Source organism: Microbacterium sp. MM2322, assembly GCF_964186585.1.
Classification (GTDB): domain Bacteria; phylum Actinomycetota; class Actinomycetes; order Actinomycetales; family Microbacteriaceae; genus Microbacterium.
The window spans coordinates 616,879-643,071 of the sequence record NZ_OZ075067.1; the positions used below are offsets into that span (position 1 = coordinate 616,879).

The 26,193-nt window shown below is 71.0% G+C and carries 27 protein-coding genes and 1 pseudogene; 21 read left to right on the top strand and 7 right to left on the bottom strand.

From position 1 onward, the window contains the following. Positions 1-3: 3 nt before the first annotated feature. From ABQ271_RS02975 to ABQ271_RS03005, 7 genes are all read left to right on the top strand, one after another. Complete coding sequence (locus tag ABQ271_RS02975; protein ID WP_349310056.1) at positions 4-1,512, top strand: CoA-acylating methylmalonate-semialdehyde dehydrogenase; 1,509 nt, start codon at positions 4-6, stop codon at positions 1,510-1,512. An 11-nt stretch (positions 1,513-1,523) separates the two neighbouring features. Next, on the top strand, positions 1,524-3,773 hold the full coding sequence (cofG, locus tag ABQ271_RS02980; protein WP_349310057.1) for a 7,8-didemethyl-8-hydroxy-5-deazariboflavin synthase CofG: 2,250 nt from the start codon (positions 1,524-1,526) through the stop codon (positions 3,771-3,773). Continuing rightward, positions 3,770-5,239: an NAD(P)/FAD-dependent oxidoreductase gene (locus ABQ271_RS02985; RefSeq protein ID WP_349310058.1), complete on the top strand. Its 1,470-nt coding sequence runs from the start codon at positions 3,770-3,772 to the stop codon at positions 5,237-5,239. Before cofG ends, ABQ271_RS02985 begins: the two co-directional genes overlap by 4 nt. Next, positions 5,236-6,243 (top strand): glucose-6-phosphate dehydrogenase (coenzyme-F420), encoded by a 1,008-nt coding sequence (gene fgd, locus ABQ271_RS02990; RefSeq protein WP_349310059.1) that lies wholly within the window; start codon positions 5,236-5,238, stop codon positions 6,241-6,243. Before ABQ271_RS02985 ends, fgd begins: the two co-directional genes overlap by 4 nt. Further along, positions 6,240-6,839, top strand: coding sequence for a 2-phospho-L-lactate guanylyltransferase (gene cofC, locus ABQ271_RS02995; RefSeq protein ID WP_349310060.1), 600 nt, complete (start codon positions 6,240-6,242; stop codon positions 6,837-6,839). The genes fgd and cofC overlap by 4 nt, the downstream gene beginning before the upstream one ends. A 4-nt stretch (positions 6,840-6,843) precedes the next feature. Continuing rightward, the gene (locus tag ABQ271_RS03000; RefSeq protein ID WP_349310061.1) at positions 6,844-7,674 is read left to right on the top strand and encodes an aldo/keto reductase; all 831 of its coding nucleotides are present in this window, start codon (positions 6,844-6,846) and stop codon (positions 7,672-7,674) included. Positions 7,675-7,750: 76 nt separating this feature from the next. Beyond that, entirely contained in the window at positions 7,751-8,329 is a 579-nt protein-coding gene (locus tag ABQ271_RS03005) for a hypothetical protein (RefSeq protein WP_349310062.1), read from the top strand. A 40-nt stretch (positions 8,330-8,369) separates the two neighbouring features. Here ABQ271_RS03005 and ABQ271_RS03010 read toward each other — a convergent pair whose 3' ends face one another. The 3 genes from ABQ271_RS03010 to ABQ271_RS03020 all read right to left on the bottom strand — a co-directional run bounded on the left by ABQ271_RS03010 (position 8,370) and on the right by ABQ271_RS03020 (position 11,464). Further along, positions 8,370-9,539 carry an RtcB family protein gene (locus ABQ271_RS03010; protein ID WP_349310063.1) on the bottom strand — a complete coding sequence of 390 codons (1,170 nt, stop codon included), beginning with the start codon at positions 9,537-9,539 and terminating at the stop codon, positions 8,370-8,372. Positions 9,540-9,859: 320 nt separating this feature from the next. Beyond that, entirely contained in the window at positions 9,860-10,654 is a 795-nt protein-coding gene (locus ABQ271_RS03015) for an aspartyl protease family protein (protein WP_349310064.1), read from the bottom strand. Positions 10,655-10,675: 21 nt separating this feature from the next. Continuing rightward, positions 10,676-11,464, bottom strand: a complete 789-nt coding sequence (locus tag ABQ271_RS03020; RefSeq protein WP_349310065.1) for a siderophore-interacting protein — start codon at positions 11,462-11,464, stop codon at positions 10,676-10,678. A gap of 108 nt (positions 11,465-11,572) precedes the next feature. Here ABQ271_RS03020 and ABQ271_RS03025 point away from each other — a divergent pair, with 108 nt between their 5' ends. The 8 genes and pseudogenes from ABQ271_RS03025 (at position 11,573) to ABQ271_RS03060 (ending at position 16,239) form a co-directional block, all read left to right on the top strand. Continuing rightward, positions 11,573-12,556 carry an ABC transporter substrate-binding protein gene (locus tag ABQ271_RS03025; RefSeq protein WP_349310066.1) on the top strand — a complete coding sequence of 328 codons (984 nt, stop codon included), beginning with the start codon at positions 11,573-11,575 and terminating at the stop codon, positions 12,554-12,556. Next, entirely contained in the window at positions 12,556-13,548 is a 993-nt protein-coding gene (locus tag ABQ271_RS03030; protein ID WP_349310067.1) for an iron chelate uptake ABC transporter family permease subunit, read from the top strand. Before ABQ271_RS03025 ends, ABQ271_RS03030 begins: the two co-directional genes overlap by 1 nt. Further along, positions 13,541-14,554 (top strand): iron chelate uptake ABC transporter family permease subunit, encoded by a 1,014-nt coding sequence (locus tag ABQ271_RS03035; RefSeq protein WP_349310068.1) that lies wholly within the window; start codon positions 13,541-13,543, stop codon positions 14,552-14,554. Before ABQ271_RS03030 ends, ABQ271_RS03035 begins: the two co-directional genes overlap by 8 nt. Further along, complete coding sequence (locus ABQ271_RS03040; protein WP_349310069.1) at positions 14,551-15,306, top strand: ATP-binding cassette domain-containing protein; 756 nt, start codon at positions 14,551-14,553, stop codon at positions 15,304-15,306. The genes ABQ271_RS03035 and ABQ271_RS03040 overlap by 4 nt, the downstream gene beginning before the upstream one ends. 44 nt (positions 15,307-15,350) lie before the next feature. Then, positions 15,351-15,497 (top strand): annotated as a pseudogene (locus tag ABQ271_RS03045) (glyoxalase); the annotation flags it as partial. A gap of 10 nt (positions 15,498-15,507) precedes the next feature. Continuing rightward, complete coding sequence (locus ABQ271_RS03050; protein WP_349310070.1) at positions 15,508-15,885, top strand: hypothetical protein; 378 nt, start codon at positions 15,508-15,510, stop codon at positions 15,883-15,885. Between the two features lie 58 nt (positions 15,886-15,943). After that, on the top strand, positions 15,944-16,099 hold the full coding sequence (locus ABQ271_RS03055; RefSeq protein ID WP_349310071.1) for a hypothetical protein: 156 nt from the start codon (positions 15,944-15,946) through the stop codon (positions 16,097-16,099). 8 nt (positions 16,100-16,107) lie between these two features. After that, positions 16,108-16,239, top strand: a complete 132-nt coding sequence (locus ABQ271_RS03060) for a hypothetical protein (RefSeq protein WP_349310072.1) — start codon at positions 16,108-16,110, stop codon at positions 16,237-16,239. Positions 16,240-16,275: 36 nt separating this feature from the next. On the opposite strand, the gene ABQ271_RS03065 is transcribed toward ABQ271_RS03060, so the two are convergent. Then, entirely contained in the window at positions 16,276-16,491 is a 216-nt protein-coding gene (locus ABQ271_RS03065; RefSeq protein ID WP_349310073.1) for a hypothetical protein, read from the bottom strand. Between the two features lie 52 nt (positions 16,492-16,543). On the opposite strand from ABQ271_RS03065, the gene ABQ271_RS03070 reads away from it, so the two are divergent. Further along, entirely contained in the window at positions 16,544-17,371 is an 828-nt protein-coding gene (locus tag ABQ271_RS03070) for an alpha/beta fold hydrolase (RefSeq protein WP_349310074.1), read from the top strand. A gap of 1 nt (position 17,372) precedes the next feature. On the opposite strand, the gene ABQ271_RS03075 is transcribed toward ABQ271_RS03070, so the two are convergent. Then, positions 17,373-18,308 carry a DNA-3-methyladenine glycosylase 2 family protein gene (locus ABQ271_RS03075; protein ID WP_349310933.1) on the bottom strand — a complete coding sequence of 312 codons (936 nt, stop codon included), beginning with the start codon at positions 18,306-18,308 and terminating at the stop codon, positions 17,373-17,375. A gap of 61 nt (positions 18,309-18,369) precedes the next feature. Next, entirely contained in the window at positions 18,370-19,089 is a 720-nt protein-coding gene (locus tag ABQ271_RS03080; RefSeq protein ID WP_349310075.1) for a winged helix-turn-helix domain-containing protein, read from the bottom strand. 424 nt (positions 19,090-19,513) lie between these two features. On the opposite strand from ABQ271_RS03080, the gene ABQ271_RS03085 reads away from it, so the two are divergent. Beyond that, positions 19,514-19,813: a GNAT family N-acetyltransferase gene (locus tag ABQ271_RS03085; RefSeq protein WP_349310076.1), complete on the top strand. Its 300-nt coding sequence runs from the start codon at positions 19,514-19,516 to the stop codon at positions 19,811-19,813. Between the two features lie 4 nt (positions 19,814-19,817). Here ABQ271_RS03085 and ABQ271_RS03090 read toward each other — a convergent pair whose 3' ends face one another. Next, the gene (locus ABQ271_RS03090) at positions 19,818-20,150 is read right to left on the bottom strand and encodes a hypothetical protein (RefSeq protein ID WP_349310077.1); all 333 of its coding nucleotides are present in this window, start codon (positions 20,148-20,150) and stop codon (positions 19,818-19,820) included. Positions 20,151-20,272: 122 nt separating this feature from the next. On the opposite strand from ABQ271_RS03090, the gene ABQ271_RS03095 reads away from it, so the two are divergent. The 4 genes from ABQ271_RS03095 to ABQ271_RS03110 are packed head-to-tail and all read left to right on the top strand — an operon-like array spanning position 20,273 to position 26,189. Next, entirely contained in the window at positions 20,273-20,458 is a 186-nt protein-coding gene (locus ABQ271_RS03095; protein ID WP_349310078.1) for a hypothetical protein, read from the top strand. 46 nt (positions 20,459-20,504) lie between these two features. Then, complete coding sequence (locus tag ABQ271_RS03100) at positions 20,505-21,986, top strand: MFS transporter (RefSeq protein WP_349310079.1); 1,482 nt, start codon at positions 20,505-20,507, stop codon at positions 21,984-21,986. A 55-nt stretch (positions 21,987-22,041) separates the two neighbouring features. Then, positions 22,042-23,190, top strand: coding sequence for an exonuclease SbcCD subunit D (locus ABQ271_RS03105; RefSeq protein WP_349310080.1), 1,149 nt, complete (start codon positions 22,042-22,044; stop codon positions 23,188-23,190). Further along, a complete protein-coding gene (locus ABQ271_RS03110; protein WP_349310081.1) occupies positions 23,187-26,189 on the top strand; it encodes an SMC family ATPase in 3,003 nt (1,000 codons plus the stop codon). Before ABQ271_RS03105 ends, ABQ271_RS03110 begins: the two co-directional genes overlap by 4 nt. Positions 26,190-26,193 lie beyond the last annotated feature (4 nt).

A 26,193-nucleotide genomic window follows, 5' to 3' on the forward strand; every position in this document is an offset into this window, starting at 1 on the left:
ACCATGACCGACCACACCGACGCACCCGTGCTCGAGCACTGGGTGGGCGGCGCCGCCTGGAGCGGCGACGCGGACCGCACGAGTCCGATCCACAACCCCGCCACCGGCCGCGTCACCGGGCGCGTGCGCCTCGCGAGCACCGCCGATGTCGACGCGGCTGTCGAACGCGCTGCCGCCGCGTTGCCGGCCTGGCGCGATGCCAGCATCGCGAAGCGGCAGGGCGTCATGTTCTCGTTCCGCGAGATCCTGAACGCCCGCAAGGGCGAGCTCGCCGCGATCCTCACCGCCGAGCACGGCAAGGTCCTCTCCGACGCGCTCGGCGAGATCGCCCGCGGTCTCGAGGTCGTCGAGTTCGCCTGCGGCTCGGGGCATCTCCTCAAGGGCGACTACTCCGACAACGTCTCGACGGGTGTCGATGTCTACACGCTGAAGCAGCCCGTCGGCGTCGTCGGGGTCATCAGCCCCTTCAACTTCCCCGCGATGGTGCCGCTGTGGTTCCTGCCGATCGCGCTCGTCGCCGGCAATGCCGTCGTCCTGAAGCCGAGCGAGAAGGACCCGACCGCGGCGGACTGGATCGCCCGAGCCCTCGCCGAGGCGGGCCTCCCCGCGGGCGTCTTGAACGTCGTCCATGGCGACAAAGAGGCCGTCGACGCGCTCCTCGACCACCCGACCGTCGGGGCGATCTCCTTCGTCGGGTCGACCCCCATCGCCCGTTACATCTACGAGCGCGCGAGCGCTGAGGGCAAGCGCGTGCAGGCCCTCGGCGGCGCGAAGAACCACATGCTGGTGCTCCCGGATGCCGACCTCGACCTCGCCGCCGATGCCGCCGTCAACGCGGGCTTCGGCTCGGCGGGGGAGCGCTGCATGGCCGTCTCGGTGCTGCTCGCCACCGAATCGATCGCCGACGCCCTGGTCGCGAAGATCGCGGAGCGCGTCGCGACGCTCCGCACCGGTGACGGCACGCGCGGCTGCGACATGGGCCCGCTCATCACCCGCGAGCACCGCGACAAGGTGGCCGGCTACCTCGACGTGGCGGCAGCCGACGGCGCCGAGATCGTCGTCGACGGCCGCGACGTGGTTCCGGATGCCGAGGGTGACGGCTTCTGGCTCGGTCCGACCCTCATCGACAAGGTGCCCACGACCTCCGCGGTCTACACCGACGAGATCTTCGGCCCGGTCCTCTCGGTGGTCCGTGTGAGCGGCTACGAGGAGGGCCTCGGCCTCATCGAGGCGAGCCCGTACGGCAACGGCACCGCGATCTTCACGAACGACGGCGGCGCCGCGCGCCGGTTCCAGCGCGAGGTGAGCGTCGGCATGGTCGGGGTGAACGTCCCGATCCCCGTGCCCGTCGCGTACCACTCGTTCGGCGGCTGGAAGGCGTCGCTGTTCGGCGACGCGAAGGCGTACGGGCCGCAGGGCTTCTCGTTCTTCACCCGTGAGAAGGCCGTCACCTCCCGCTGGCTCGACCCGTCGCACGGCGGCCTGAACCTCGGCTTCCCGCAGCACGACTGAGAGATCCGCCCATGCCCCACCCCGACGACACCCTCATCGACCCGGCCGAGGCCGAGCGCCTGCTCGCCGCGACCGGACCGGGCCTCGACGCGCTCCTCGTGCGCGCGGCATCCGTTCGCGATGCGGGTCTCGTCGCGGCGGGGCGACCCGGCGTCATCACGTATTCGCGCAAGGTCTTCCTGCCGCTGACGACGCTCTGCCGTGACCGGTGCCACTACTGCGCGTTCGTCGACACCCCGGCGCAGCTGCTCCGCAAGGGCGCTCCCGCGTACCTCGACGACGCGCAGATCCTGCGCATCGCCCGGGCGGGTGCCGCGCAGGGCTGCAAGGAGGCGCTCCTCACCCTCGGTGACCGCCCCGAGGAGCGCTGGCCCGAAGCGCGGGCGTGGCTCGACGCGCACGGCTTCGCTTCGACGATCGACTACGTCGCGCACGCCGCGCGGCTCGTGACGGCCGAGACGGGGCTCCTCGCCCACGCGAACCCGGGGGTCATGACCCCCGGCGAGCTGGCGGCGCTCCGCCCGGTGTCCCCGTCGATGGGCATGATGCTCGAGACCACCTCGCGCGCGCTGTTCGAGACGCCCGGCGCCGCCCACTACGGGTCGCCCGACAAAGACCCGGCGGTGCGTGCCGCCGTGATCGAGGATGCTGGGCGTGCCCGCGTGCCCTTCACCACCGGCATCCTGGTCGGCATCGGCGAGACCGTCGCCGATCGCGCCGCCTCGCTCTTCGCACTCCGCGACGCGCACGCCCGGCACGGTCACCTGCAGGAGGTGATCGTGCAGAACTTCCGAGCGAAGCCGAGCACCGCGATGCACGGTGCCCCGGATGCCGACCGTGACGCGTACCTCGCGGCGATCGCCGTCGCGCGCCTCGTCCTCGGACCGCGCATGCGCATCCAGGCACCGCCGAACCTCTCCGACCCGGCCGAGCTCGCTGCGCTCCTCGCCGCGGGCGTCGACGACTGGGGTGGGGTTTCGCCGCTGACCGCCGATCACGTCAACCCCGAGCGGCCGTGGCCGCACCTCGACGACCTCGCCGCCCACACCGCCGCGGCCGGCTTCGAGCTGGTCGAGCGGCTCACGGCGCATCCCGAGTTCGTGCAGGGCCGCGACACGTGGATCGACCCGTCGCTGCACGGTGCTGTCGCGGCGCTCGCGGACCCGATCACGGGTCTCGCCAGGAGTGCTGCGGTCGCACCGCGTCGGCGCGTCCCCAGCATCGCGCTCCTCGACACAGCGGCCTCGACGCCGCGCGACCTGGATGCGGGGGACTGGGAACGCCTGCTCGCCGCGACCGGCGACGACCTCGAACGTCTCGTCCGCACGGCGGACGACGTGCGGCGGACGACGATCGGCGACACGGTCAGCATCGTCGTGAATCGCAATCTGGCCTCGACCGGGCTCCGTCGCACCCCGGTTGGCCCCGGTTTCTTCGGACTCGGCGACGCCCGAGAAATCGCCCGGGATGCCGCGGCCCTCGGGGCGAGCGAGCTCTGCGTGCAGGGGCGTCTCGACCCGGCCGAAGACCCCGCCCTCTACCTCGACCTCGTGGGCGCCGTGCGCGCTGCAGCGCCGTCGCTGCACCTGCACGCGTTCCGCCCGCAGGACGTCGCCGACCTCGCGGACCGCAGCGGTGTGGGGATCTCGGCGGCGATCGGCGCACTCCGGGATGCGGGTGTCGGCACGATGCCCGGCACCGGCGTGAAGATCCTCGACGACGACGTGCGGCGACGCATCGCACCCGACGATCTCGAGGTCGACCGGTGGCTCGAGATCGTCCGGGCCGAGCATGCGCTCGGGCTGCGCACGAGCTCCGTCCTCTTCTACGGCCACGTCGAGTCCGCCGCCGACCGCATCGCGCACCTGCTGCGCCTCCGCGACCTGCACGACGAGACCGGCGGGTTCACCGAGTTCGTCCCCATTCCGCTGCCCGGCCACTCGTCCACCGTCGCCGACCGGTCCGCTCTCGACGAGCACCGTGCGATGGTGGCTGTCTCCCGCCTGGTCCTGAACGACGGCATCCGTCACATCCAGATTCCGTGGACGCGGCACGGCCGCGCCGTCACGGCAGAGTTGCTGCGCAGCGGCGGCGACGACCTCGGCGGCACGCTGCTCGACGGCAGGGTCCGCCCCGATGCGGGCGTCGAGCAGGGGCTCGAGCTGCCGTTCGCCGACGCCGCGCGTCTCGCCGCGTCGCTGCGGCGCCGGGTGCGCGAGCGCACGACGGCGTACGGCACGCCCGTCGAGGTGGCCGCATGACGGGTCACGTCGAGGTCGTCGTCGTGGGTGCCGGTTTCGCGGGCATCGCCGCGGCGGTCGAGCTGCGTGACGCCGGTCACGACGTCCTCGTGGTCGAGCGGGCCGATCGGGTCGGGGGCACGTGGCGCGAGAACGTCTACCCCGGCGTCGCGTGCGACGTGCCCGCCCACCTCTACAGCCTCGAACGCCACCCGAACCCGGGCTGGTCGTCCGAGTTCGCCCCCGGTCCCGAGATCGCCGCCTACCTCGACGACGTCGTCGATCGCGAGGGACTGCGCGGCGCGATCCGCTTCGGGACGGCGTTGACGGATGCCGCCTGGGACCCGACCGCCGATCGGTGGCGCCTGTCGTTCTCGGGTGACGGCCCCGACACGGCCGACGTGCTCGTGCTCGGGTGCGGGCGTCTGTCCGAGCCGCGCATCCCTCGCATCCCAGGTCTCGTCTCGTTCCCCGGAAGCGTCGCGCACACCGCGCGGTGGGATTCGGCTGAGCCCGTCGCCGGCAGGCGTCTCGCCGTCGTCGGCACCGGATCGAGCGCCGCCCAGCTCGTCCCGGAGCTCGTGCGCGCCGGCGCCGAGGTGACGCTGTTCCAGCGTTCGCCGGCCTGGGTTCTCCCGCGCGGCGGCCGCACCTACGACGCCCTCGACGCCGTACGGTTCGCGGCGCCCGGTGCCATCGCGCGTGAGCGGCGCGCCCTCGCCGCGGGCGACGGCGAACGGTTCGCCGCGCGGTCCGGCCGGGGTGCGGCATCCGCTCGTGCCCGTCGGGCCGCTCTCGCGCACCTCGCGGCGAACGTGCCCGATCGGGCGATGCGCCGTGCCCTGACGCCGTCGTATCCGTTCGGCTGCAAGCGCGTCGTCCTCTCGGACGCGTTCTATCCCGCGGTCGCCGGCGGCGCCGTGACCCTCGAATCGTCGGCGCTCGCGGCGGTCGAGGGGCGCCGGCTCATCGGGGCCTCCGGCGTCGCCCATGACGGCATCGACCGCATCGTGCTGGCGACCGGGTTCGAGACGACGCACCAGCCGTACGCGCGGCTCGTGCGCGGTGAGGACGGCCGCACGCTCGCCGAGCACTGGGCGCGAGGCATGAGGGCGGTGGCCTCGACGATGGTCGCCGGCTTCCCCAACCTCTTCGTGCTCAACGGGCCGCACTCGGCGCTGCCGCATGCCTCGTCTCTGCTCGTCCTCGAGCGACAGGCGGAGTTCGTCCGACGGGTGATCGGCGGGGGCGGCGTCGTCCGCGTCGACACGGATGCCGAGGCCCGCGCGACGGCGGAGGTCGCCGCGCGCGCGTCGGGCACAGCGTGGCTCGGTGGGTGCGACAGCTGGTATCTCGACGAGCGCTCCGGCGGTGTCGGTGTGCTGTGGCCGGGGACCGTCGCCGATATGGCGGCGGCGATGGACGACGCGGCGCGCACCGCGGTGACGCGGACCGAGCGGTCCGCGCTGACAGGAGGAGCACGATGACCACTCCGATCCGGTTCGGATACAAAGCCTCGGCGGAACAGTTCGGCCCGGTCGAGCTGCTGGAGAACGCGGTCGCGGCGGAGGCTGCCGGATTCGACAGCGTCTTCATCTCCGACCACTTCCAACCGTGGATGCACGACGGTGGGCACGCTCCGGCCGCGTTGCCGTGGCTCGGCGCGCTCGGTGCGCGGACCTCCCGCATCCTCATCGGCACCTCGGTGCTGACGCCCACGTTCCGCTACCACCCGGCGGTCGTCGCCCAGGCGATCGCGACCCTCGCGGTGATGAACCCGGGCCGTGTGATCCTCGGGGTCGGCACCGGCGAGGCGCTCAACGAGGTGACGCTGGGCCTCGAGTGGCCCGAGCCGCCGGTGCGGTTCCAGCGACTGAAGGAGTCGATCGCCCTGATGCGCGAGCTGTGGGACCACGAGCGGGTCACGTTCGAGGGGTCGTTCTGGCGGGTCGAGGACGCCACCGTCTACGACCGGCCCGACGAGCCGGTGCCGGTGTACATCGGCGCCGCGGGCCCGGCGGCCGCGCGTCTCGCGGGCCGCATCGGCGACGGGTTCATCACGACGAGCGGCAAGGACCCCGCGCTCTACACCGACACGCTCCTGCCCGCGGTCGCCGAGGGCGAGGGCAAAGCGGAGCGCGCCGACGAGGTCGACCGGATGATCGAGGTGAAGGTCTCGTACCACCCCGATCTCGCGACGGGGCGCGAGCGCACCCGCTTCTGGGCGCCGCTCGCGCTGTCGGCCGAGGAGAAGATGGGCATCCACGACCCCCGCGAGATGCAGCGCCGCGCAGCGGCGCTGCCGATCGAGCGGGCTGCGTCGCGGTTCATCGTGTCGGACGACCCCGACGAGCACGTCGAGCGGATCGCGGCCTACGTCGACATGGGGTTCCGGCACCTCGTCTTCCACGATCCCGGCCACGACCAGGGCGCGTTCCTGCAGCGCTACGCCGACGACATCCTGCCGCGCCTCCGGAAGCGGTTCGGGTGAGCGGCCACGGCTGGGCGGTGATGATCCCCGTCAAACCGTTCGCGGCGGCGAAGTCCCGCCTCGGCGTGGACGCCCGCCGGGGCGACATCGCGCGGGCGCTCGCGCTCGACACCGTCGACGTCGTGACCCGCACCGCCGGGGTCGCCCGCGTGCTCGTCGTCACCGCCGACGCGGCGCTCGCGTCGCTCCTGCCCGGCGGCGTGGAGCTCATCCGGGAGCGCGAAGCGGTGGGGATCGACGCCGCCCTGGCCTCGGCATCCGCTCGGGTGGGTCTGCGGCGTCAGCGCGCGGCTGTTCCCGCCGACCTCGCCGCGCTCGCTCCGGCGGAGCTGTCGGCTGCGTTGGCGATGGCCGCGAGCGTGTCCCGGGCGGTGATCCCGGATGCCGCCGGCACCGGCTCGACCCTCGTCACTGCTCGGGCGGGTGTGCCGTGGGCGTCGTCGTACGGCCCGGACTCCTTCGCCCGGCACGTCGCCCTCGGGTGTCGGCCCCTGCCGGTGCGGGCCACCTCGGGCCTGCGTTGGGACCTCGACACCCCCGACGACCTGGCCGACCTGTTGCCGCGGGCGGGCGAGCGCCTTCGGGGCGTAGCGTGAGGGCATGGTCACGATTCCCACGGTCTCCCTGAACGACGGCACCGCCTTCCCGGAGCTCGGTCTCGGTACGTATAACCTGCGCGGCGAGGACGGTGTCGCGTCGATCGTCGCCGCCGTCGAGGGCGGTTACCGACTGCTCGACTCCGCGGTGAACTACGAGAACGAGCGCGAGGTCGGCGAGGCCGTTCGGCAGAGCGGCATCCGAGATGAGCTGATCGTCACGACGAAGGTGCCCGGTCGCGACCACGGCTACGACGAGACCCGCCGGAGCGCCGAGGGTTCGCTCGAGCGCCTCGGCCTCGACCGCATCGATCTGTACCTCATCCACTGGCCGAACCCCAGCGTCGACAAGTACGTCGACACGTATCGCGCGATGGTCGACCTGCAGAAGGAGGGGCGCGTCGGATCGGTCGGCGTCTCGAACTTCACCGAGCCGATGCTCGCCCGGATCATCGAGGCGACCGGTGTCGTCCCGGCGGTCAACCAGGTCGAGCTGCACCCGTACTTCCCGCAGGCGCACCTGCGGGCGTTCCACGCATCCCAGGGCATCCGCACCGAGAGCTGGAGCCCGCTCGCGCGGCGTTCGGAGCTGCTGAGCGAGCAGGTCGTGTCCGACGCCGCCGCGGCGCACGGCGTCACGCCGACGCAGGTCGTGCTCCGCTGGCACGTGCAGCTGGGCACCACGCCGATCCCCAAGTCCGCCGACCCCGCCCGTCAGGCCGAGAACGCCGACGTGTTCGGGTTCTCGCTGACGGACGACGAGGTCGCTGCGATCTCCGCCCTCGAGCGCGGACGGCTCTGGGACGGCGACCCCGACACGCACGAGGAGATGTAAGTTTCGGCGCCGAGGCAGAAGGCAGGATTCCAGCGCTGTGGTAACGACGGCAAGAACAAATGATTGCCGCGGCCACATGAAGCGTGGCGTCGTTGTGATGTGCGGCGTGATGTTGGCGGCGCTCGCCGGATGCACGGAGGGGAAGGTGGTCCCTGAGGAATCTCAGCCGATGAGAGTCGGCGTCGAGGACGCGTCCGACGTCACGGAGCCGGATTGGGTGACTGGCGTCTCCTGGTGGACGAAGGGTGAGCCGAGAACCGTGTTCGGGGTGGACGTGTGCATGGTGGACGGTGTGAGCGCGAAAATCATCGCGGTCGAGCCGGTTAAAAAGGTGGGAAGCGTCATCGGTCTCCCGCCGCTGGTGCTCTCCGCCCCGTCGTCGGAAGGGGCGATAATCTCCGCAACTGGATACCCGCCTCCACTCTCAGGCGACGTGACGCTGGTGGATGCCGAAGGCGCTGCGTTCACCTACGCCTGCGGCTCCCTCGGAGCTGTGCAACAGATCGTCATCGGGTTCGAGGCGACCGGACCCGAGGGTGGGGGGTGGAAGGGAGTCAACATCCGCTACTCAGCGGGCGGAACGACCCACGAGCTGGTGGTGCCCCTGAACGCGTTGATGTGCGGTACGGAAACCGAACCGTGCGAACCGTCGTAGCGCTCCTCGCTCAGGTATTGGATGCCGCACCCGCCCGGGGCTAGTCGCCCTTCACGTTCACGAGCTGGCGCAGCGTGTGCCGGATCTCGACGAGGTCGCCGGCATCGGCCATGACCCGGTCGATCGGCTTATAGGCCTGCGGGATCTCGTCGATGAACGCGTCCGTGTCCCGGAACTCGATGCCCGCCATCGCCTCCCGCAGCTGCTCGTGCGTGAAGGTGCGCCGCGCCGCGGACCGCGAGTACTCGCGCCCTGCACCGTGAGGGGAGGAGTTGAGCGAGACCGGGTTGCCGAGTCCGGAGACAACGTACGAGGCCGTGCCCATCGATCCCGGGATGAGGCCGGGTCGCCCCTTGTCCGCCTGGATCGCACCCTTCCTCGACACCCATACCTCCTTGCCGAAGTGCTTCTCGCGCTCGGTGAAGTTGTGGTGGCAGTTGATCCGCTCCTGCTCGACGACGTCCTCACCCATCACTTCCGACAGCTGCCGGGCGACCCGGTCCATCATCTCCTCCCGGTTCAGGAGGGCGAAGTGCTGGGCCCACCGCAGCTCCCGGATGTAGGTCCAGAACTCGTCGGTGCCCTCCACGAGGTAGGCGAGGTCCCGGTCGGGCAGGTCGATCCACCACTGCGTCGCCAGCCGCTGCGCGACGGCGATGTGATGCGTGGCGATCTTGTTGCCGACACCCCGTGAACCCGAGTGCAGGAACATCCACACCGCATCCGTCTCGTCGACCGATATCTCGATGAAGTGGTTGCCCGAGCCGAGCGAACCGAGCTGAAGCCGCCAATGGCCCGCGTAGGACGCCGGGTCGAACCCGGTCTTCGCCGCGAGCTCCTCCAGCTCGGCGACGCGCGGTTCGGCGGTCGCGACGATCTTCCGGTTGGCGTGGCCCGCCGACAACGGGACCGCCCGCTCGATCTGCTGTCGCAGTGCCGTCAGGTCATGCTCGACGAGCTGCGTCTTCGTGAACTGCGTCCGGACAGCGATCATGCCGCATCCGATGTCGACGCCGACGGCAGCCGGCATGATGGCGCCCAGCGTCGGGATGACCGATCCGACGGTCGCCCCCTTGCCGAGGTGCGCATCCGGCATGAGCGCCAGGTGCGGGTAGATGAACGGCATCCGTGACGAGGTGCGAGCCTGTTCGACGGTCTTCTCATCGATGATGCTCGCCCAGGACATCAGCCTGTTCGAGAGCTTCTCCATGGTTCCTTTCCTTCGTGGAGGGCCCGGGAGCCCTTCGTGCGGAGAGGAACACACGAAAAGACGCCCCGGACCTGTGCGGTGCGGGGCGACGGACGGTGATGGCGTCAGACGGCGCGCGCCGGAGGGTGCGGCTGGTAGCGGAACGGGACCTGGGTCCTATTCCGCTGGAGCAGATCACGCCGTTGCGTGGTCATGGCATCCTCCGGGGTATCGCCGTGCCGGTCGGCACAGCCCTGCAACGGTAGCCGCCCGGGCGTGTCGCGTCAACGAAGCCCGAGCGGCGGGCCTCCGGCTGGGGCAGGGTGGCGGCATGAGCGGGGTCAGGCGAGGTAGCCCCACCAGCCGTCTCGGAGGTGGATCGCCCAGCTCGCGTGGCGGAGCACGGGCATCCCGAGGATGAGCTCGAACGGCGGGTCATCCTCACGTGCGAGACCGGCGAGATCGGCGACTGCCGCGACCGATGGCGCGAACCTTCGTCCCCCGATACTCATGTCGGGCAGGACGACGAGCGGGGTCTTGTTCGTGACGCCGGACGAGTCGGTACCGCTCGCCTCGCCCGCGGCGGCGAAGCGCTCGGGATGCCGCGAGACGACACCGCGGTCGACGACCGAGATGCTCGCCCCCGAATCCCAGATCGCCGGCCACGTCCCGCCCGCCCACGCGACGTCGACGTAGGGATGCGCGCGGGAGGACTGCACGAGGGATCGCTCCTCGTCGACGGGGGAGTCGTCGTCGAGCACGAGTCGCGCCTCGTCGAAACGGAAATCGAGTCGGTGGTGGCGGAGGACATCGAGCCCCAGGATTGGCGGCGCGTCCGGGTGCGCCTCCACGTCGAAGACCGCCGGTTTGACGACCAGGTCGCCGATCCGAAGCGTCCGCGCCGCGACGCGCTCGATCGACCCGTTCCGCGAGAACACCCCGCCGCCTCCGCCGTGACGCGGCGCGAGCCGTTCCAGCGCGTCGGTCAGCGCGCCCCTCGGTAGGCCGCTGCGTGCGCCCCCCGTGTCGACGATGAGCGGATGCGGATGCCCGTCGATCTCCGCATTCACCCGCACCAGGATCGCGTCGGCGAGGTCGGGGTCCTCGTCGAGGTCGAGCGCGAGGTCGATGGGCACACGCTCACCCTAGGGCCGTGGTCAGTGGGGTGCGTGGTACTCGGCCTCGCCGCTCTTCCAGTAGCCCTTCACGACGACCTGATCGGATGCCAGGGCCCACCGCTCGAGCAGCAGGCGCCGACCGGACTTCACGATGCCCTGCTCGGCCGCGACGAACCCGAACACGTCGCCGTCCGGGCGTTCCGATGCGGGGAGACCGTCCAGCGCCTCGGCCAGGACGGTACCGGGAAACGCAGCGCCGCGGTGCACGAACGAGACACCGACACCCGGAGGAGTGACGACGGGCAGCTCGTGCGCGGCATCCGTCACCTCGATCAGGATGCGGCCGACCGCCGCGTCGTCCATGAGTCCGGCGAACCGCCGGATCGCCGGCACGGCGGTCTCGTCGCCCGCGAGGAACCATCCGTCGGGGCGTCCGGTGACCACCATTGACCCGCGCGGTCCGCCGACGCCGATCATCGAGCCCAGGGGAGCGGATGCCGCCCAGGGAGCGGCGACGCCCTGGTCACCGTGGACGGCGAACTCGACGTCGAGCCAGCCCGCCTCGGCGTCCCAGGCCAGCGGGGTGTACTCGCGGCTGGGTGCCTGTCGCATCGCGTCGAGGTCGTCGACCCCGTCGCCGGGGAAGAACAGGCGCATGTGGTCGTCGCTGCCGAGCGAGGTGAAGCCGCGCAGGTCGTCGCCCTCGAGCCGCACCCGCACGTACGTCGGGGTCTCCCAGGTGCGGGCCGCGAGCACAGCGCGGCGGAAGCGGAGGTCGAGCGGCTGGCGTTCCAGCCGGAAGGAGGGGGCGGATTTGACGAAGCTCACACAGGTAAGGCTAACCTAATTAAGCCGAGGATCCCCCGGCATCCCCTTCCGAACGGACGCGCCAGCGCGCTCATACGCGCCTGCGCCTCCGACGACAGGAGCAGTCACATGCGCAGCATCCGCCCCCTGACCGCGACCCCGCTGGTCGCTCTCGCGGTCCTCACCCTCGCCGGATGCGCCGGCGCGGCGCCCGACGTCGAGCCGGCGGCCGAGGCCGAGACGACGACGGTCACCGTCGAGGACAACCACGGCGAGCAGACCGTCACCTCGCCGCCGCAGCGCGTCGTCGCGACCGACAACCGCACCATCTCGATGCTCGACTCCTGGGGTGTGCCGGTCGTCGGCGCACCGCTCGACATCTTCCCCGACGGCCTCTCGTTCAAGGACGACCCCGAGGTCGCGAACCTCGGCAACCACAACGAGCCCGACCTCGAGGCCGTCGTCGCCGCCGACCCCGACCTGATCGTCAACGGGCAGCGCTTCTCGGGCTACTACGGCGACTTCGAGACGCTCGTGCCCGACGCCACGATCGTCGAGCTCGACCCGCGCGAGGGCGAGCCGCTCGACCAGGAGCTCATCCGCCAGGTGACGGGTCTCGGCGAGATCTTCGGCAAGCAGGACGAAGCCGCCGCCCTCGTCGCCGACTTCGAGGAGTCCATCGAACGCGTGAAGGCCGCGTACGACGACAGCGAGACCGTCATGGGAGTCATCACCTCCGGCGGCGAGATCAACTACGCGGCTCCCACCACCGGCCGCACCCTCGGCCCGGTGTACGACATCCTCGGGCTGACCCCGGCGCTGGAGTCCGACGGGTCCACCGACCACCAGGGCGACGACATCTCGGTCGAGGCGGTCGCTTCGTCCAATCCGGACTGGATCCTCGTGATGGACCGGGATGCCGCGGTCAGCGTCAACACCGACGAGGCCTACACGCCGGCGAACGACCTCATCGCCGAGTCGGAGGCGCTGCAGAACGTGACCGCCGTCGAGGAGGGCAACATCGTCTACATGCCGCAGGGCACCTACCTCAACGAGGGCATCGAGACGTACACCCAGTTCTTCAGCGACCTGGCTGACGCGCTCGAGAGCTGATGACCGCTGTCGTCCAGGCGCCTGCCGGGAGCCGCCGCTCCCGCGGGCGCCTGTTCACCTGGCCCCTCGTCGTCGGCGTCGCCGTCGTCGGGGGGCTGGTGGTGCTCTCCCTCTTCGTCGGCGTCTACGACGTTGTCGGGCAGCCGGACGGCGCGGAGATGTTCGCGATCACCCGCATCCCGCGCACCGTCGGGCTCGTCCTCGCCGGAGCCGCGCTCGCGATGTGCGGCCTCGTCATGCAGCTGCTGACGCAGAACCGTTTCGTCGAGCCCACGACCACCGGCACCACCGAATGGGCGGGGCTCGGACTGCTGCTGGTGATGCTCCTCGTGCCCGATGCCCCGCTCATCGTCCGCATGATCGGCGCGGTCGGGATGGCGTTCGTGGGAACCATGCTGTTCTTCCTGTTCCTGCGACGGGTGATGCTGACCTCGTCGATCATCGTGCCGATCGTCGGGATGATGCTGGGCGCCGTCGTGGGCGCCGTATCGACGTTCATCGCCCTGTCGACGAACATGCTCCAGAGCATGGCGATCTGGTTCACCGGGTCGTTCACCTCGGTGCTCCGCGGCCAGTACGAGCCGCTCTGGATCGTGCTCGTCGTCGTGATCGCCGTCTTCCTCGTCGCCGACCGCTTCACCATCGCCGGCCTCGGGCAGGACGTCGCCACGAACGTCGGGCTGAACTACGAGCGCGTGGTCCTCGTCGGCACGGTGCTCATCGCCCTCGCCGCCGGCGTCGTGACGGTCGTGGTCGGCAACCTGCCGTTCCTCGGCCTCATCGTCCCGAACGTGGTCTCCCTCATCCGCGGCGACGACCTGCGGTCGAACCTGCCGTGGGTCGCGCTCGGCGGCATCGCCCTCATCACCGTGTGCGACATCCTCGCCCGCGTCGTCAACGCGCCGTTCGATGTGCCGGTCTCGCTCATCCTCGCCATGGTCGGCGCGGTCGTGTTCATCGCCCTCCTGTTGCGGCAGCGACGTCGTGGCTGACACGGTCGCGCTGTCGGGCGCCTTCCCGACGGCGCTGCGTGCGCGCCGGTACGCGGTGACCGTCGCGGTGCTCGGTGTCGTCGCGGTGGCGGTGGCGGCCGGCATCCTGCTCTGGGACAACCCGGCCCCCGTCGGCAGTGACGGCTTCTGGCGCATCGCCCAGCTGCGCGTGACGAGCGTCATCGTCATCGCGATCGTCGCTGTGTGCCAGGGCATCGCCACGATCACCTTCCAGACCGTCACCGGCAACCGCATCGTGACGCCGTCGATCATGGGCTTCGAGTCGCTCTACACCGCCATCTCGACGGCGGCGATCTTCTTCTTCGGCGCGGCCGGCGCCCTGCTCGTGCAAGGGCCCGGGCCGTACCTGCTGCAGGTCCTCGCGATGCTCGCTTTCTCGGGCGCCCTCTATGGATGGCTGTTGTCGGGCCGCTACGCGAACGTGCAGATCATGCTGCTGGTGGGCATCATCCTCGGAGGTGCGCTGGCCGCGTTCTCGACTTTCCTGCAGCGGATGCTGACGCCCACCGAGTTCGACCTGCTCACCGCCCGGCTCATCGGCAGTGTGGCGAACGCGGACGGCACCTACCTGCCGATCGCGATCCCGCTCGTGGTGGTCGCGGCCGGGTTGCTGATCGCGGCATCCGGCCGGCTCAACGTGCTGGGCCTCGGGCGCGAGGTCGCGTTGAGCCTCGGGTCGTCGCAGCGGCGCGACACGATCCTCGCGCTGCTGCTGGTGTCGGTCCTGATGGCGGTGTCGACCTCGCTGATCGGGCCGATGACGTTCTTCGGGTTCCTCGTCGCGATGCTGACCTACCAGTTCGCCGACACCTTCGATCACCGGCGCATGTTCGCGCTGTCGGCGCTCGTCGGGTTCGTCGTGCTGGGCGGTGCGTACGTCGTGCTGAAGCACGTGTTCTACGCCGCGGGTTCGGTGGGCATCATCGTCGAGATCGTCGGCGGCACCCTCTTCCTCGTTCACCTCCTCCGAAAGGGACGCCTGTGATCTCGCTCACCGCCGTCGAGAAGCGCTACAGCACCGAGGTCGCGATCGGACCGGTGACGCTCGACCTGCCCGCGGGCGGGATCACCGCGCTCATCGGGCCGAACGGCGCCGGCAAGTCGACGCTCCTCACGATGATCGGGCGTCTGCTGACCGCCGACGCGGGATCGATCTCGGTCGGCGGTCACGACGTCACCGCGACAAGGTCCCGCGAGCTCGCGAAGGTCGTCGCGATCCTCCGCCAGGAGAACCACTTCGTCACCCGGCTGACCGTGCGGCAGCTCGTGGGATTCGGCCGCTACCCGCACTCGCAGGGCCGGCTCACGGGGGAGGACGAGCGGATCATCGACCGCTCGATCGACTTCCTCGACCTGCGCGGGCTCGAGGGCCGGTATCTCGACGAGCTCTCGGGCGGGCAGCGCCAGCGGGCCTACGTCGCGATGGTGCTCGCCCAGGACACCGAGTACGTGCTGCTCGACGAGCCGCTCAACAACCTCGACATCCAGCACGCCGTGCAGATGATGCGCCACCTCCATCGCGCCGCCACCGAATTGGGTCGGACGATCGTCGTGGTCCTGCACGACATCAACTTCGCGGGGCACTACGCCGACCGGGTGTGCGCCATGAAGGACGGTCGGGTCGCGGCCTTCGGGACCCCCGAAGAGATCATTCGCACCGACGTTCTCACCGAGATCTTCGACACCCCCGTCGACGTCGTCGACGGGCCCCGCGGACGCCTGGCGGTGTATTACTGACCCTCGGTGCGGGGCCGCGCGACGCGTCCTCCAGTGCGCGTCGTGTAGACGACATCATGGCGCGTGCTGAACCACACGGGTGGCGACCGCTGTATCAGGACCGCTATCCGCATGCCGGAGGCTCGGAGCACTACGCAGGCTGGCTCGAGAACTCTGCCGGCTTCACAGCAGAAGTGGTGGCCGACCAGTAAGTTGGGCGCCATGAGTCGAGCGACCTGGACGGTGTGGGTGATGGCCATCGGTCTGAGTGGCGCTGGTCTCGCCCTCCTGGCGAGTCTGGGGCTGCTGCCGCCGTTGTTCGCTTTCGTGAGCATCTCCGTCATCCCGCTCCTGACGCTCGCCGCCGCGTTCGTCGGTGCGATGTCCACCGGCGCTGTCGTGCAGGGCTTCCTCGTGACGCTCGTCGCCGTCACCGCACCCGTCATCGACGCCACGAGCATGTCGCTCGCCGCCGGCAACTTCGACGATGCTTCCGGGTACGGCATCGCGACGGGGATCGCGATCACGATCAGCGGCGGGGTGGCGTTCGCGTTCACCCTGCACCGCGACCGCGGGGCGGCCGCGGCAGCGCACGCCTGAGCCCACCGTCATCCGTACTCGCGCCCGGCCGGGTGCGGAGGTATGGCATCCTGGCGTCATGGGCGGACTCCTGGGCTGGCACCTCCTCATCTTGCTCGCGGTGCTCGCGCTCGTCGCGCTCGTCGTCTTCGCGCTCTTCTGGGTCGTGAGGCTCGGCGCCCGGCGCGGCGCCGCCGACGCTCTGCATCGAGACCGGCCGGACGCGGGAGCCTGAGGACGGATATGGATCCGCTCACCGGCGCCGTTCTCGCCGTGACACTCCTCGCGGTGTGGTCCTACGTCACCTATTTCGCTGTCCGCCGCGGTGTGCGCGACGGCTTCCGCGATCGCGACCGGGCGACGGACCGCGAGTGACAGACGCCGCCCCGTGAGCCTCAGCTCATCGGGGGGTCAGAGCTCTGCGCCGTCGTCGTCGCGGTCGTAAATGCCCTGGTTCCGGCCTCGGCGCGACTCGTAGGCGATGAGCCAGCCGATCGAGATGGCGGCGGCGAGGACGAGTCCGATCCACACGTTCTGCAGGACGAGTCCGAACAGGATGCCGCCGGCGAACAGCAGCACGGTGCCCAGCACCCAGAATCCGCGTCCCCGCTGCCGTTGCTGCGCCATGCGATCAGCCTAGGTCTCGCGCGCGGGCCCGAGTCGCGTTAGCGTGGCGCGGATGAGGCTCGAGCACCCCGATCTGCAGGATCATGTCGTCCACGCCAGCGTGGCCCACCCGGGAGCGGAGCGACCCGTTCTGCTGTGGCATCACGGCTCGCCGCAGACCGGTGCCATCCTCCCGCCGGTCGCCGAGGCGGCCGCCGCCGCGGGACTCGACGTGGTCTCGGTCGCCCGACCCGCCTACGGCGGCGCGCCCCGGCACCTCGGCCGCACCGTCCGCGACGTCGCGGACGGTCTCGTCCCCGTGCTGGAGGCGCTCGACCTCCGGGACGTCATCTCGGTCGGCGCTTCCGGCGGCGGTCCCCACGCGCTCGGCGTCGCCGCGGTGTCCGACCGTGTCTCGGGGGTCGTGACGCTCGCCGGTATCGCCCCCTTCGACCCCGACGATCCGACCTGGTTCGCGGGGATGGCCGACCCCGGGGGTCTCCAGGCCGCGGCGAAGGGCGTCGAGGCTCGAACCGCGCACCTCGAGGTCGAGGAGTTCGACCCGTCGAGCTTCGTCGACGCGGACTACCGTGCGCTCGAGTCCACCTGGGCCTCGCTCGGGGCGGACGTCGCGGCATCCGCCGAGTGGGGGTCGGACGGCCTCGTCGACGATGACCTCGCCTTCACCCGGCCGTGGGGCTTCGCGCTCTCCGACATCGCGGTGCCCGTGATCGTCGTGCAGGGCGGCCTCGACCGGGTGATCCCGCCGGCCCACGGGACGGCGCTCGCCGACGGCCTTCCGCACGTTCTCTTGCAGCGGGTGCCGGATGCCGGTCACATCGCCGTGCTCGACCACCTCGCCGAGGCGCTCGCCGCGCTCGCACACCTGCGGGCCGGCTGACTCAGCGCGCGCGGTGATCCTCGGGCGCCAGCCGCGGCCCCCGTCGGGGCTCGACGACCCCGCTCGCCCCGATGAGGCGGATGACGCGCTGCCGCTGGCCTTTCCACGGCTCGAGGAGTTCCCGCATCCCGTCGTCGTCGACGCGTGAGCCGGTCAGCGCGTAGCCGACCTGGTGGGCCACGTGATAATCGCCGAAGCTCACGGCGTCCGCGTCGCCGAAGGCGCGGATGCGGGTCTCGGCGCTCGTCCAGATCCCCACGCCCGGCAGGCTCGTGAACACGCGGTCGCGATCGTCCCCGGTCGGCGCGGCGAGAGCGGCCCGCTCGATCGACGGACGGCGCCGCGCGGCGTCGACGATCGTGCGCGACTGCGGCGGCTCGAGTCCGGCCCGATGCCATGACCAGCTCGGGATCATCCGCCAGTCGGCGGGCGGCGCGTACATCGGTCGAGGAGTCGGCCCGGGCGCAGCCTCGCCGTAGTGCGTCAGGATCCATCGCCACGCCCCGAACGCCTGCAGCCCCGTGACCTTCTGCTCGAAGACGCTGCTGACGAGCGCGTCGAAGACGAGGTCGGTCGCCCCGATCCGCAGGTCGGGCCGCCGGTGGTGGGTCGCCGCGATGAGCGGATGCCGAGACGCATCGAAGTCGCCGGGGTCGTCGTCCGCGCCGCACAGCCGCGGCAGCTGGTCGAGTGTCCACGCGGCACCCGGTCCCCAGGCGGCCGCCCGGACCGTTCGCAGACCCGGGCGGATCGCGATCGTCGCGAGCCCCTCGGGAGTACGGGTCGCCCGCCAGATGACGCCGTCCGCCGTGGTCTGCGACGGGTCGTGCGCTCCGCGCTGCTGATACCGGATCGCGCCCGCCACGTCGGTGGGAACGGCCGGGCGGTACTCCGCCTCGAGCGGCGTCAGGTGCGAGGACGGCGACGGATGCGGCATACGTTCGCGCAGTCCCGACCTCATGCCGACACCCTACGTCCGGGCGCCGACAGCGGCCTGATCAGAAACGGTCGGGCGAGGGGGTGCCGTGGCCGTAGCGGATCACGACGTCGGCGTGCCGGTCGAAGCGGTAGCCGATGCCGCGCACCGTGCGGACGATGTCCTCGTAGCGGCCGAGCTTGGAGCGCAGCCGGCGGACGTGGACGTCGATCGTCCGCTCGCCGGGAGCGTCGTCGCCGTCGGTGTGGCTCCACAGCGACGAGACGAGCTCGGTGCGCTCGATGGTGCGGCCCTCGCGGAGGACGAGGTACTGCAGGAGTTCGAACTCCTTGAACGTGAGTGCGGCGCTCTCGCCGTCGATGTGTACGCGGCGGCGAGAGATGTCGATCGTGACGCCACCGGGGACGTGCTCGTCGAGCGGTTCCTCGGGCTTGGTGCGGGCGACGGCGGCCGGCTCGTGAAGGGCCAGGCGGACGACGTCCACGTCGCGACCGCCGGCGCCGACGGGAGCGAGGGCGACGGTCGCGTGGGTCTCGGCGGACGGGGCGAGCTCCGCGATGGTGCGGCGGAGGGCGTCGACGATGACGGAGAGGCTGACGCCGTCGGCGGCGGCTTTCAGCTCGTCGAGGCCGACGTAGAGGGCGAAGCCCCGGGGAGCGGTGCCGGCGGGCAGACCCGAGGCGGCAGGCCGGGGTGCTGCGGGCTGAGCTGCGGCGATGTCTTCGACGGCGCGGAGGTGACGGGGGGCGGCGGGTGCGGAGAGGAGTGCGGAGGTCGACATGGCGATGTCCTTCAGAGGGGGAACCCGGGGTGCGGCGGCGGGTTCGGGAGTGTTGCGCGGATGGCCTCACTTAGGCCGATGTGCGAGACGCCCGGCATCCGCGTTGTGGGCGGAAGTTCCGGAGCCTCGGGGGTCGGACTCGCCGTGTTCAGAAACGGCGGCGCGACCCGGCGGGGATCACCGTGTCAGCGACACATTCGGCAACACATGACAGCACGCTGCGGCATCATGATGCCGGCAGTTCCGTTCGCCTCCCGGGCGGACAGAGTGCGTGCGAAGTCAGTCATGTGGCCGATTATGACGAACCGCGTCGTGATGTGTCAAACCGCCCCGGCGTGGCGCGGTCTGCATGACGGAATGTGACAGATTGCTCAATCCGCGGCCCAGCGTCCCCGCTCGCGAGAGACCGGCGTAGCGTGAACGCATGAGCGACCTGATCTTCACCGACGAGAAGGATGCCGCGCGTTACACATTGCAGCGCGGCAAGGACCTCGTCAGCGTCCTCGATTACAACGACGACGGCCGGACTGTCGCCCTGACGCGGGCGTACACGATCCCGACCTTCCGCGGATCGGGCTATGCGGGCGAGCTCGTGAAGCGGGCCGTGTCCGACCTCGAGCGCCGCGGTGACCGTCGCGTCATCCCGGTCTGCTGGTACGTCGCCGACTGGTTCGAAGCGAACCCGGGGCACGAGTCGCTGCTGCAGGAGCGTCGAACGGCCTGACTGCTCAGGATTCACCGGGACGGGGATCGCGGATCCGCCAGCCCAGCTTCTCCAGTGCGCCCTTCAGCCGATCGGCAGCCGCGCGTGCGACTTCCGTCGACTCGTCGGAGCAGACGTCGATCGCGAGCGGCGGCGGATCGGCGAACTTGGGGATCTGCACCTCCGCCCACGCGCCGGGGGAGAGGCTCACGCGAGGGTAGGCGGTGCGGGCATGCTCGACGATCCCGTCGCAGGCGAAGGCGATCGTCTCCAGGGCATCGGGTTTCGTGATCGGGAGATCCACGACGAGGGTGACCACGAAGGGCCCACCCGCGGTGTCACGGCCGTGTCCCGACATCCGGTCCCCTTTCGATCTTTCTGTCGCCCTCGTTCGTAGTCTGCCCGTTCGGAGCGGTCAAGCCCGTGTCCGACGTTCGACGCGACGCGCACACTGGCAGGCATCGATCAGAGGAGAGTGCCATGGAGCGCGAGGTCCCGACCACGAACGAACAGAAGGAAGCGCAGGACGAGGCCGACCGCGGTCGCGGTGAAGGGGCGCCTGCGCCCGAGCCGGCGTCGGATGCCTTCGTCGAGAGCGCGGAGATCCAGGCGGGCCTCGACCCCGACGTCCTCACCGACGAGCAGGCGGATCGCCGGGCCGACTGAGGTCTCTCGCCCTCGGATGCCGCACGGCCGGTAGCGTGGGACGGTCATGACATCACCGGTAACCGCCAGCATCCCCCTGTCCTCTTCGCAGCGCTGGCGAGCCTTCTGGGTGTGCGTCTCGGTCGCGGCGTTCACGATCCTCGACCTCAGCAAGATCAACGTCGGTCTGCCGGCGATCGAAGCATCGCTGGGGGCGACCTCGACGCAGCTGCAGCTCGTGGTGTCGGGGTACATCCTGACGTTCGGCCTCTGCCTCGTGCCGTTCGGTCGCCTCGGCGATCAGCGTTCGCGCAAGACGCTCTTCGTCATCGGCCTCAGCCTGTTCACCCTCACGAGCGCCCTCTGCGCGCTCGCTCCGACGGTCGAGGTGCTGCTCGCGGCACGCCTCGTGCAGGGCATCGCCGCCGGCATCCAGATGCCCCAGGTCATGGGCACGATCCAGCAGCTGTTCACGGGCAAGGAGCGCGGACGCGCCTTCGGCCTGTTCGGGGCGACGATCGGCATCGCGACGGCGTTCGGTCCCACTCTCGGTGGACTCATGATCGCGATCGGCGGCGAGACGGACGGCTGGCGCGGGATCTTCTGGTTCAACGTGCCGCTGTGTCTGCTGGTCCTGGCCGGAGTCATCTGGCTGCTGCCGCAGACGCGAAAAGCGAGTGGGCGTCCCCTCCAGCTCGACCCCGTCGGCATCGTGCTGTTCGCGCTCATGATCATGTCGCTCATGTGGCCGTTCCTGTTCACCACCGGGTCGCCCGACGACGACCCGAACCGCTGGTGGCTGCTCATCGTGTTCGTCCTGTTCGCGGCGGCGTTCTTCTGGTGGGAGAAGCGGTACGCGGCATCCGGTCGCCAACCCCTCATCCCGTTCCGGATGTTCCGGATCCCCTCGTTCCGCAACGGGACGTTCGTCGTGGTGGCGTACTTCACCGCGATCCCGCCGATGTTCCTGCTGGGGACGTTGTTCCTGCAGGTCGGCGTCGGCCTCGAGCCGGTGTTCGCGGGCATGGTCTCGATCGGCTTCGCCGTCGCGAGCGCTGTGACGTCGTACTACGGCGGGCTCCTCGTCGCCCGGTTCGGCCGGCAGCTCGTGACGATCGGACTCGCGACAGTGCTCGTCAGCGTCGTGGCCCTGACCATCGTCGCGTACACGATGCCTCCCGAGACGGTCGCCTACGGCATGGCCGCGGCACTCCTGGTCGCGGGTGCCGGCGGCGGGTTCGTCGTGTCGCCGAACCAGACCCTCACCCTCTCCGAGATCGCCGTCCGCGAAGGCGGGCTCGCGGGCTCGGTCGGTCAGCTCGGTCAGCGCGTCGGCACCGCCGTGGGCACGGCGATCGGACTGTCGCTGTTCTACGCGACCATCTACCGCGAATCGGATGCCGGACTCGAGTCGCTCGCGATCTTCCACGACGCGTACGCGTACGGGATGATCGCGGTGGGTGTCTTCCTCGCCCTCGCAACGCTCGTCTCCGTCGTCGATCTGGTCGCCACGCGCCGCCGCGGAGTCACCTCGCCGATCTCGGAGTGACCCCGCCCCGGCACGCCTGGACGGCGATGTCGGAGCCTCGATCTAGCGTGTGAGCATGCGCATCCTGCACACCTCCGACTGGCACATCGGGCGGACCTTCCACGGTCACTCCACGCTCGATGCCCTTCGCGGCGTGCTCGACGAGCTCACTGCCCAGGTCCGCGCGAATGACGTCGACGTGGTGATCGTCGCAGGCGACGTCTTCGACTCCGCGACGCCCGCCGCCGCCTGCTACACGCTCCTCTCCGACACGCTCCGCGGTATCGCCGCCACCGGCGCGCGGGTCGTCGTCACGAGCGGCAACCACGACTCCGCCGCGCGGCTGGGTTTTCAGGCAGGGCTGCTGCGTGACGGCATCCACGTCCTGACCGATCCGGATGCCGTGGGTACCCCGCTCACGATCGACGACGCTCACGGGCCGGTCCACTTCTACGGCATCCCGTACCTCGAGCCGGCGCTCTTGCGGCACAAGTGGGAGGGCGTGCGCACGCAGGCCGCCGTCCTCGGCCGCGCGATGGACCTCGTCCGGGACGACCTGGCCGTCCGCGGCGGTCGCTCCGTCGCGATCGCGCACTGCTTCGCCGCGGGCGTCGAGCCGACGCCTCAGCTCGAGCGCGACATCCAGCAGGGCGGTCTCGATGTCGTGCCGCTGTCGACCTTCGACGGTGTCGACTACATGGCGCTCGGGCACATCCACGGGCGGCAGCGTCTGTCCGAGAGTGTCCGCTACGCCGGCGCCCCTCTGCACTACAGCTTCGGCGAGGGCGACAAGCCCCGCGGCTCCTGGCTCATCGACCTGGATGCCGACGGCCTCGCCGGCGTCGAGTGGCTCGACCTGCCGGTTCCCCGTCGCCTCGTGACGCTCCGCGGTCCGTTCGCCGAGATCCTGGCCGACGAGGCGCTCGCCGAGCATGCGGAGGCCTGGGTGTGCGTCGAGTACACCGACGATCTGCCCGAGGCCGACCCGCTCCGTCGGCTGCAGCAGCGGTTCCCCTTCTGCGCGAAGGTCGTGCATGCGCCTGCCAAGGTCCGCACCGGCGACACGGCGACCTACGTCGACCGCGTCCGCGCGGCACGCTCCGACCGCGAGTTGGTCGAGGCCTTCCTCGAGCACGTGCGCGAAGGGCAGGGGGCGACCGAGCGTGAGGCCGGCCTCATCGACGAAGTGCTCGACGAGCGCGTGCGCCAGGAGGCGATGGCGTGAAGCTGCACCGCCTCGAACTCACCGGGTTCGGGCCGTTCCGCGAGCGTCAGGTCGTCGACTTCGACGCGTTCGACGACGACGGTCTCTTCCTGATCTCGGGGCGCACGGGCGCCGGCAAATCCAGCATCCTGGACGGCGTCAGCTTCGCCCTCTACGGCTCGGTACCGCGCTACGAGGGCGGCGACCGGCGTCTCCGCAGCGACCACAGCTTCCTCACCGACCCGACCGAGGTGCGCCTCGAGTTCACGGTCGGGGGCACCCGCTGGCGCGTGACGCGCGCGCCCGAATACGAGCGGCCCGCCAAACGCGGCGGCGGTCTGACCCTCGAACCGGCGCGCGCCGAGCTCGAGGAGTGGGTGGACGACCGGTGGGTCGGACGTGCCGCAAAGCAGCGCGAGGTCGGGATCGCCCTCGACGAGGTGCTCGGGCTCAGCGCGCAGCAGTTCCAGCAGGTCATCCTGCTCGCGCAGAACAAGTTCTCCCGGTTCCTGCTCGCGGCCAACGCTGAACGCCAGCAGCTGCTTCGCACCCTCTTCGGGACCAAGCGCTTCGAGGCGTACAAAGACGCTCTCGACGAGCGACGGCGCGACGCGCAGAAGCGGCTCGACGAGACCGGTGCCCGGGTGCGCACACTCCTCGAGGTCGCCGAGCGCGAGGTCGCGGCCCACGACCTCCACGGGACCGATAAGGGCGACGCGCACCTCGAATCCGACGTCCTCGGACGTAAGGACGCCGTCGAGCGCGCACTCGCCCGAGCCGAGTACCGGGTCGACGCCCGCGGTAACGAACGAGCGGTCGCGACGTCCCGGGCCGAGGCGGCGGCCGCCGAGCATCGGCGGCTCGTCCAGATCGCGGAGCGTCTTGCCGACCTTGAGAAGGCGCGCACGGATCTCGCCGCGCGCGAGTCCGAGTCCGCCGAGATCGACGCCCTCCGGGGGCGCCTCGACCGCGCACGCGCTGCGGAAGCGCTGCGCGCTCCCGTCGAGAACGCGACGCGTGCGGCGGGAGTGTTGGCCGCGGCGCAGACGGATCGTCGTGCCGCAGAGGACGCCTGGAACGCCGCGGGCGGTTCGCCGGACGACGACCTCGCCGCGACGGTCGACGATCTCACGAGCCGCATCGCCCGCGCCCAGGCTGCCGCCGAAGCGGAGCGGGATGCCGCGGCCCTCGGCGACGCGCAGCAGCGTCGCCGCGACGAGCTGGCCGGCTTCGATGAGGCACTCCGCGACCTGGATGCCGTGCTCTCGGCCGTTCCCGAGCGCAGGCAGCGCGCGGCGAAACAGCTCGCAGAAGCTCGCGCCATCGCGGGGCGGCACGATGACCTCGCCGCCTCGCGCATCGATCTCGCCGCGCGACTCGACGCCGCCCGGTCGCTCGAGCGACTGACTCCCCGCGCGGCCGACGCCGACGCCGCGTACGTCGACGCCAACGCGGCCTCCGCCGCGGCATCAGCTCGCGTCGGAGAATTGCTCCGCCGCCGCTTGCGCGGGTACGCGGGCGAGCTCGCGGCATCCCTCGTCGACGGTGAACCGTGCGCGGTCTGCGGCTCGACGGCGCACCCCCGTCCGGCCGTGCACGACAGCGAACCGGTCACCGACGACGACCTCGCGGCCGCCGAGAAGGCGCGGGACGACGCCGCAGCGGCGGAGAAGGATGCCGCGACGGCGGCCGCCGCAGCGCGAGAAGCCGTCACGACGGCCGCGGCCACGGCAGGCGGTCATGGGGCCGACGACCTGGCTGCCGCCCTGGCCGACCTCGACGACGAGCTCGCGGCCGCTGCGGCGGCGCGTTCGCGCGTCGACGAACTGACGCGCGACGCCGAGCAGATCGACGCGCTCGAGGCCGACGCCGTCCGCGAAACAGCTGCTCTTCGAGAGCGCGCGGGCGCTCTGCGCGAAGAGCTCGCGACGGTCGAGGGCACGCTCCAGACCGCGCGGCGAGCGGTCGAGGCGGCGCGCGGCGATCACGAGAGCGTCGCCGCGCGCATCGCCGCCGATGAGGAGCTCCGCCGTCTCGCTGCGCGTCTGCTCGAAGCCCGTCGTGACGAGCAGACCCGTCGAGAGGCGGCGGACGCCGCAGCGGGCGACCGCGACGCGCGCATCGCCGACACGGTGTTCGAGACCCTCGACGACGTCGTCGCGGCGTTGCTGCCGGCCGACGAGACGAGCCGACTCGCGCATCGGGTCGAGGAGCATGCCGCCGCCCTCACCGCCGCGCGGGCGCGCGCTCTCGAGCTCGAACTCGAGACCGTCGACGCGCACCTCGAGCCCGAAGCCCTGGCCGCCGCGGCACGCGCAGCGGCCGAGGCGGACGAGGCCCGCTCCGCCGCGATCACCGCCGAGGCCGACTCCGTCAACGTCGCGACGGGCCTGCGCGACCTGGTCGAGCGCATCGACGCCGCCGCGGGCGCCGTTGCGAGCCAGGCCGAGGATGCCGCCGCGATCACGCGTCTCGCCGACACCGTCGCGGGCAGGGCTCCCAACACGATGAAGATGGACCTCGAGACCTTCGTCCTCGCGGCCGAGCTCGAGGAGATCGTCGCCGCCGCGAACCTGCGTCTGGCCGAGATGTCGTCGGGCCGGTACACCCTGCGTCACTCCGATGCGAAGCAGGCTCGGGGCGCGGCATCCGGTCTGTCCATCGAGGTCCTCGACGCGCACACGGGACGGCTCCGCTCGCCGCAGTCGCTCTCGGGCGGCGAGACCTTCCTGGCCTCGCTCGCGCTCGCCCTGGGACTCGCCGAAGTGGTCACGTCGCGTGCCGGCGGCATCCGGCTCGACACGCTGTTCATCGACGAGGGCTTCGGCTCGCTCGACCCCGAGACACTCGAGCTCGCGATGCGGACGCTCGACGAGCTGCGTGCCGGCGGCCGTATCGTGGGCGTCATCAGCCACGTCGAGGCGATGAAGGAGCAGATCCCCGCCCAGCTCGTCGTCGAGGCGACCCCCGAAGGCCCCAGCATCGTCCGGCAGGACGTCGTGGCGCAGCCCTTAGGCTGAAGGC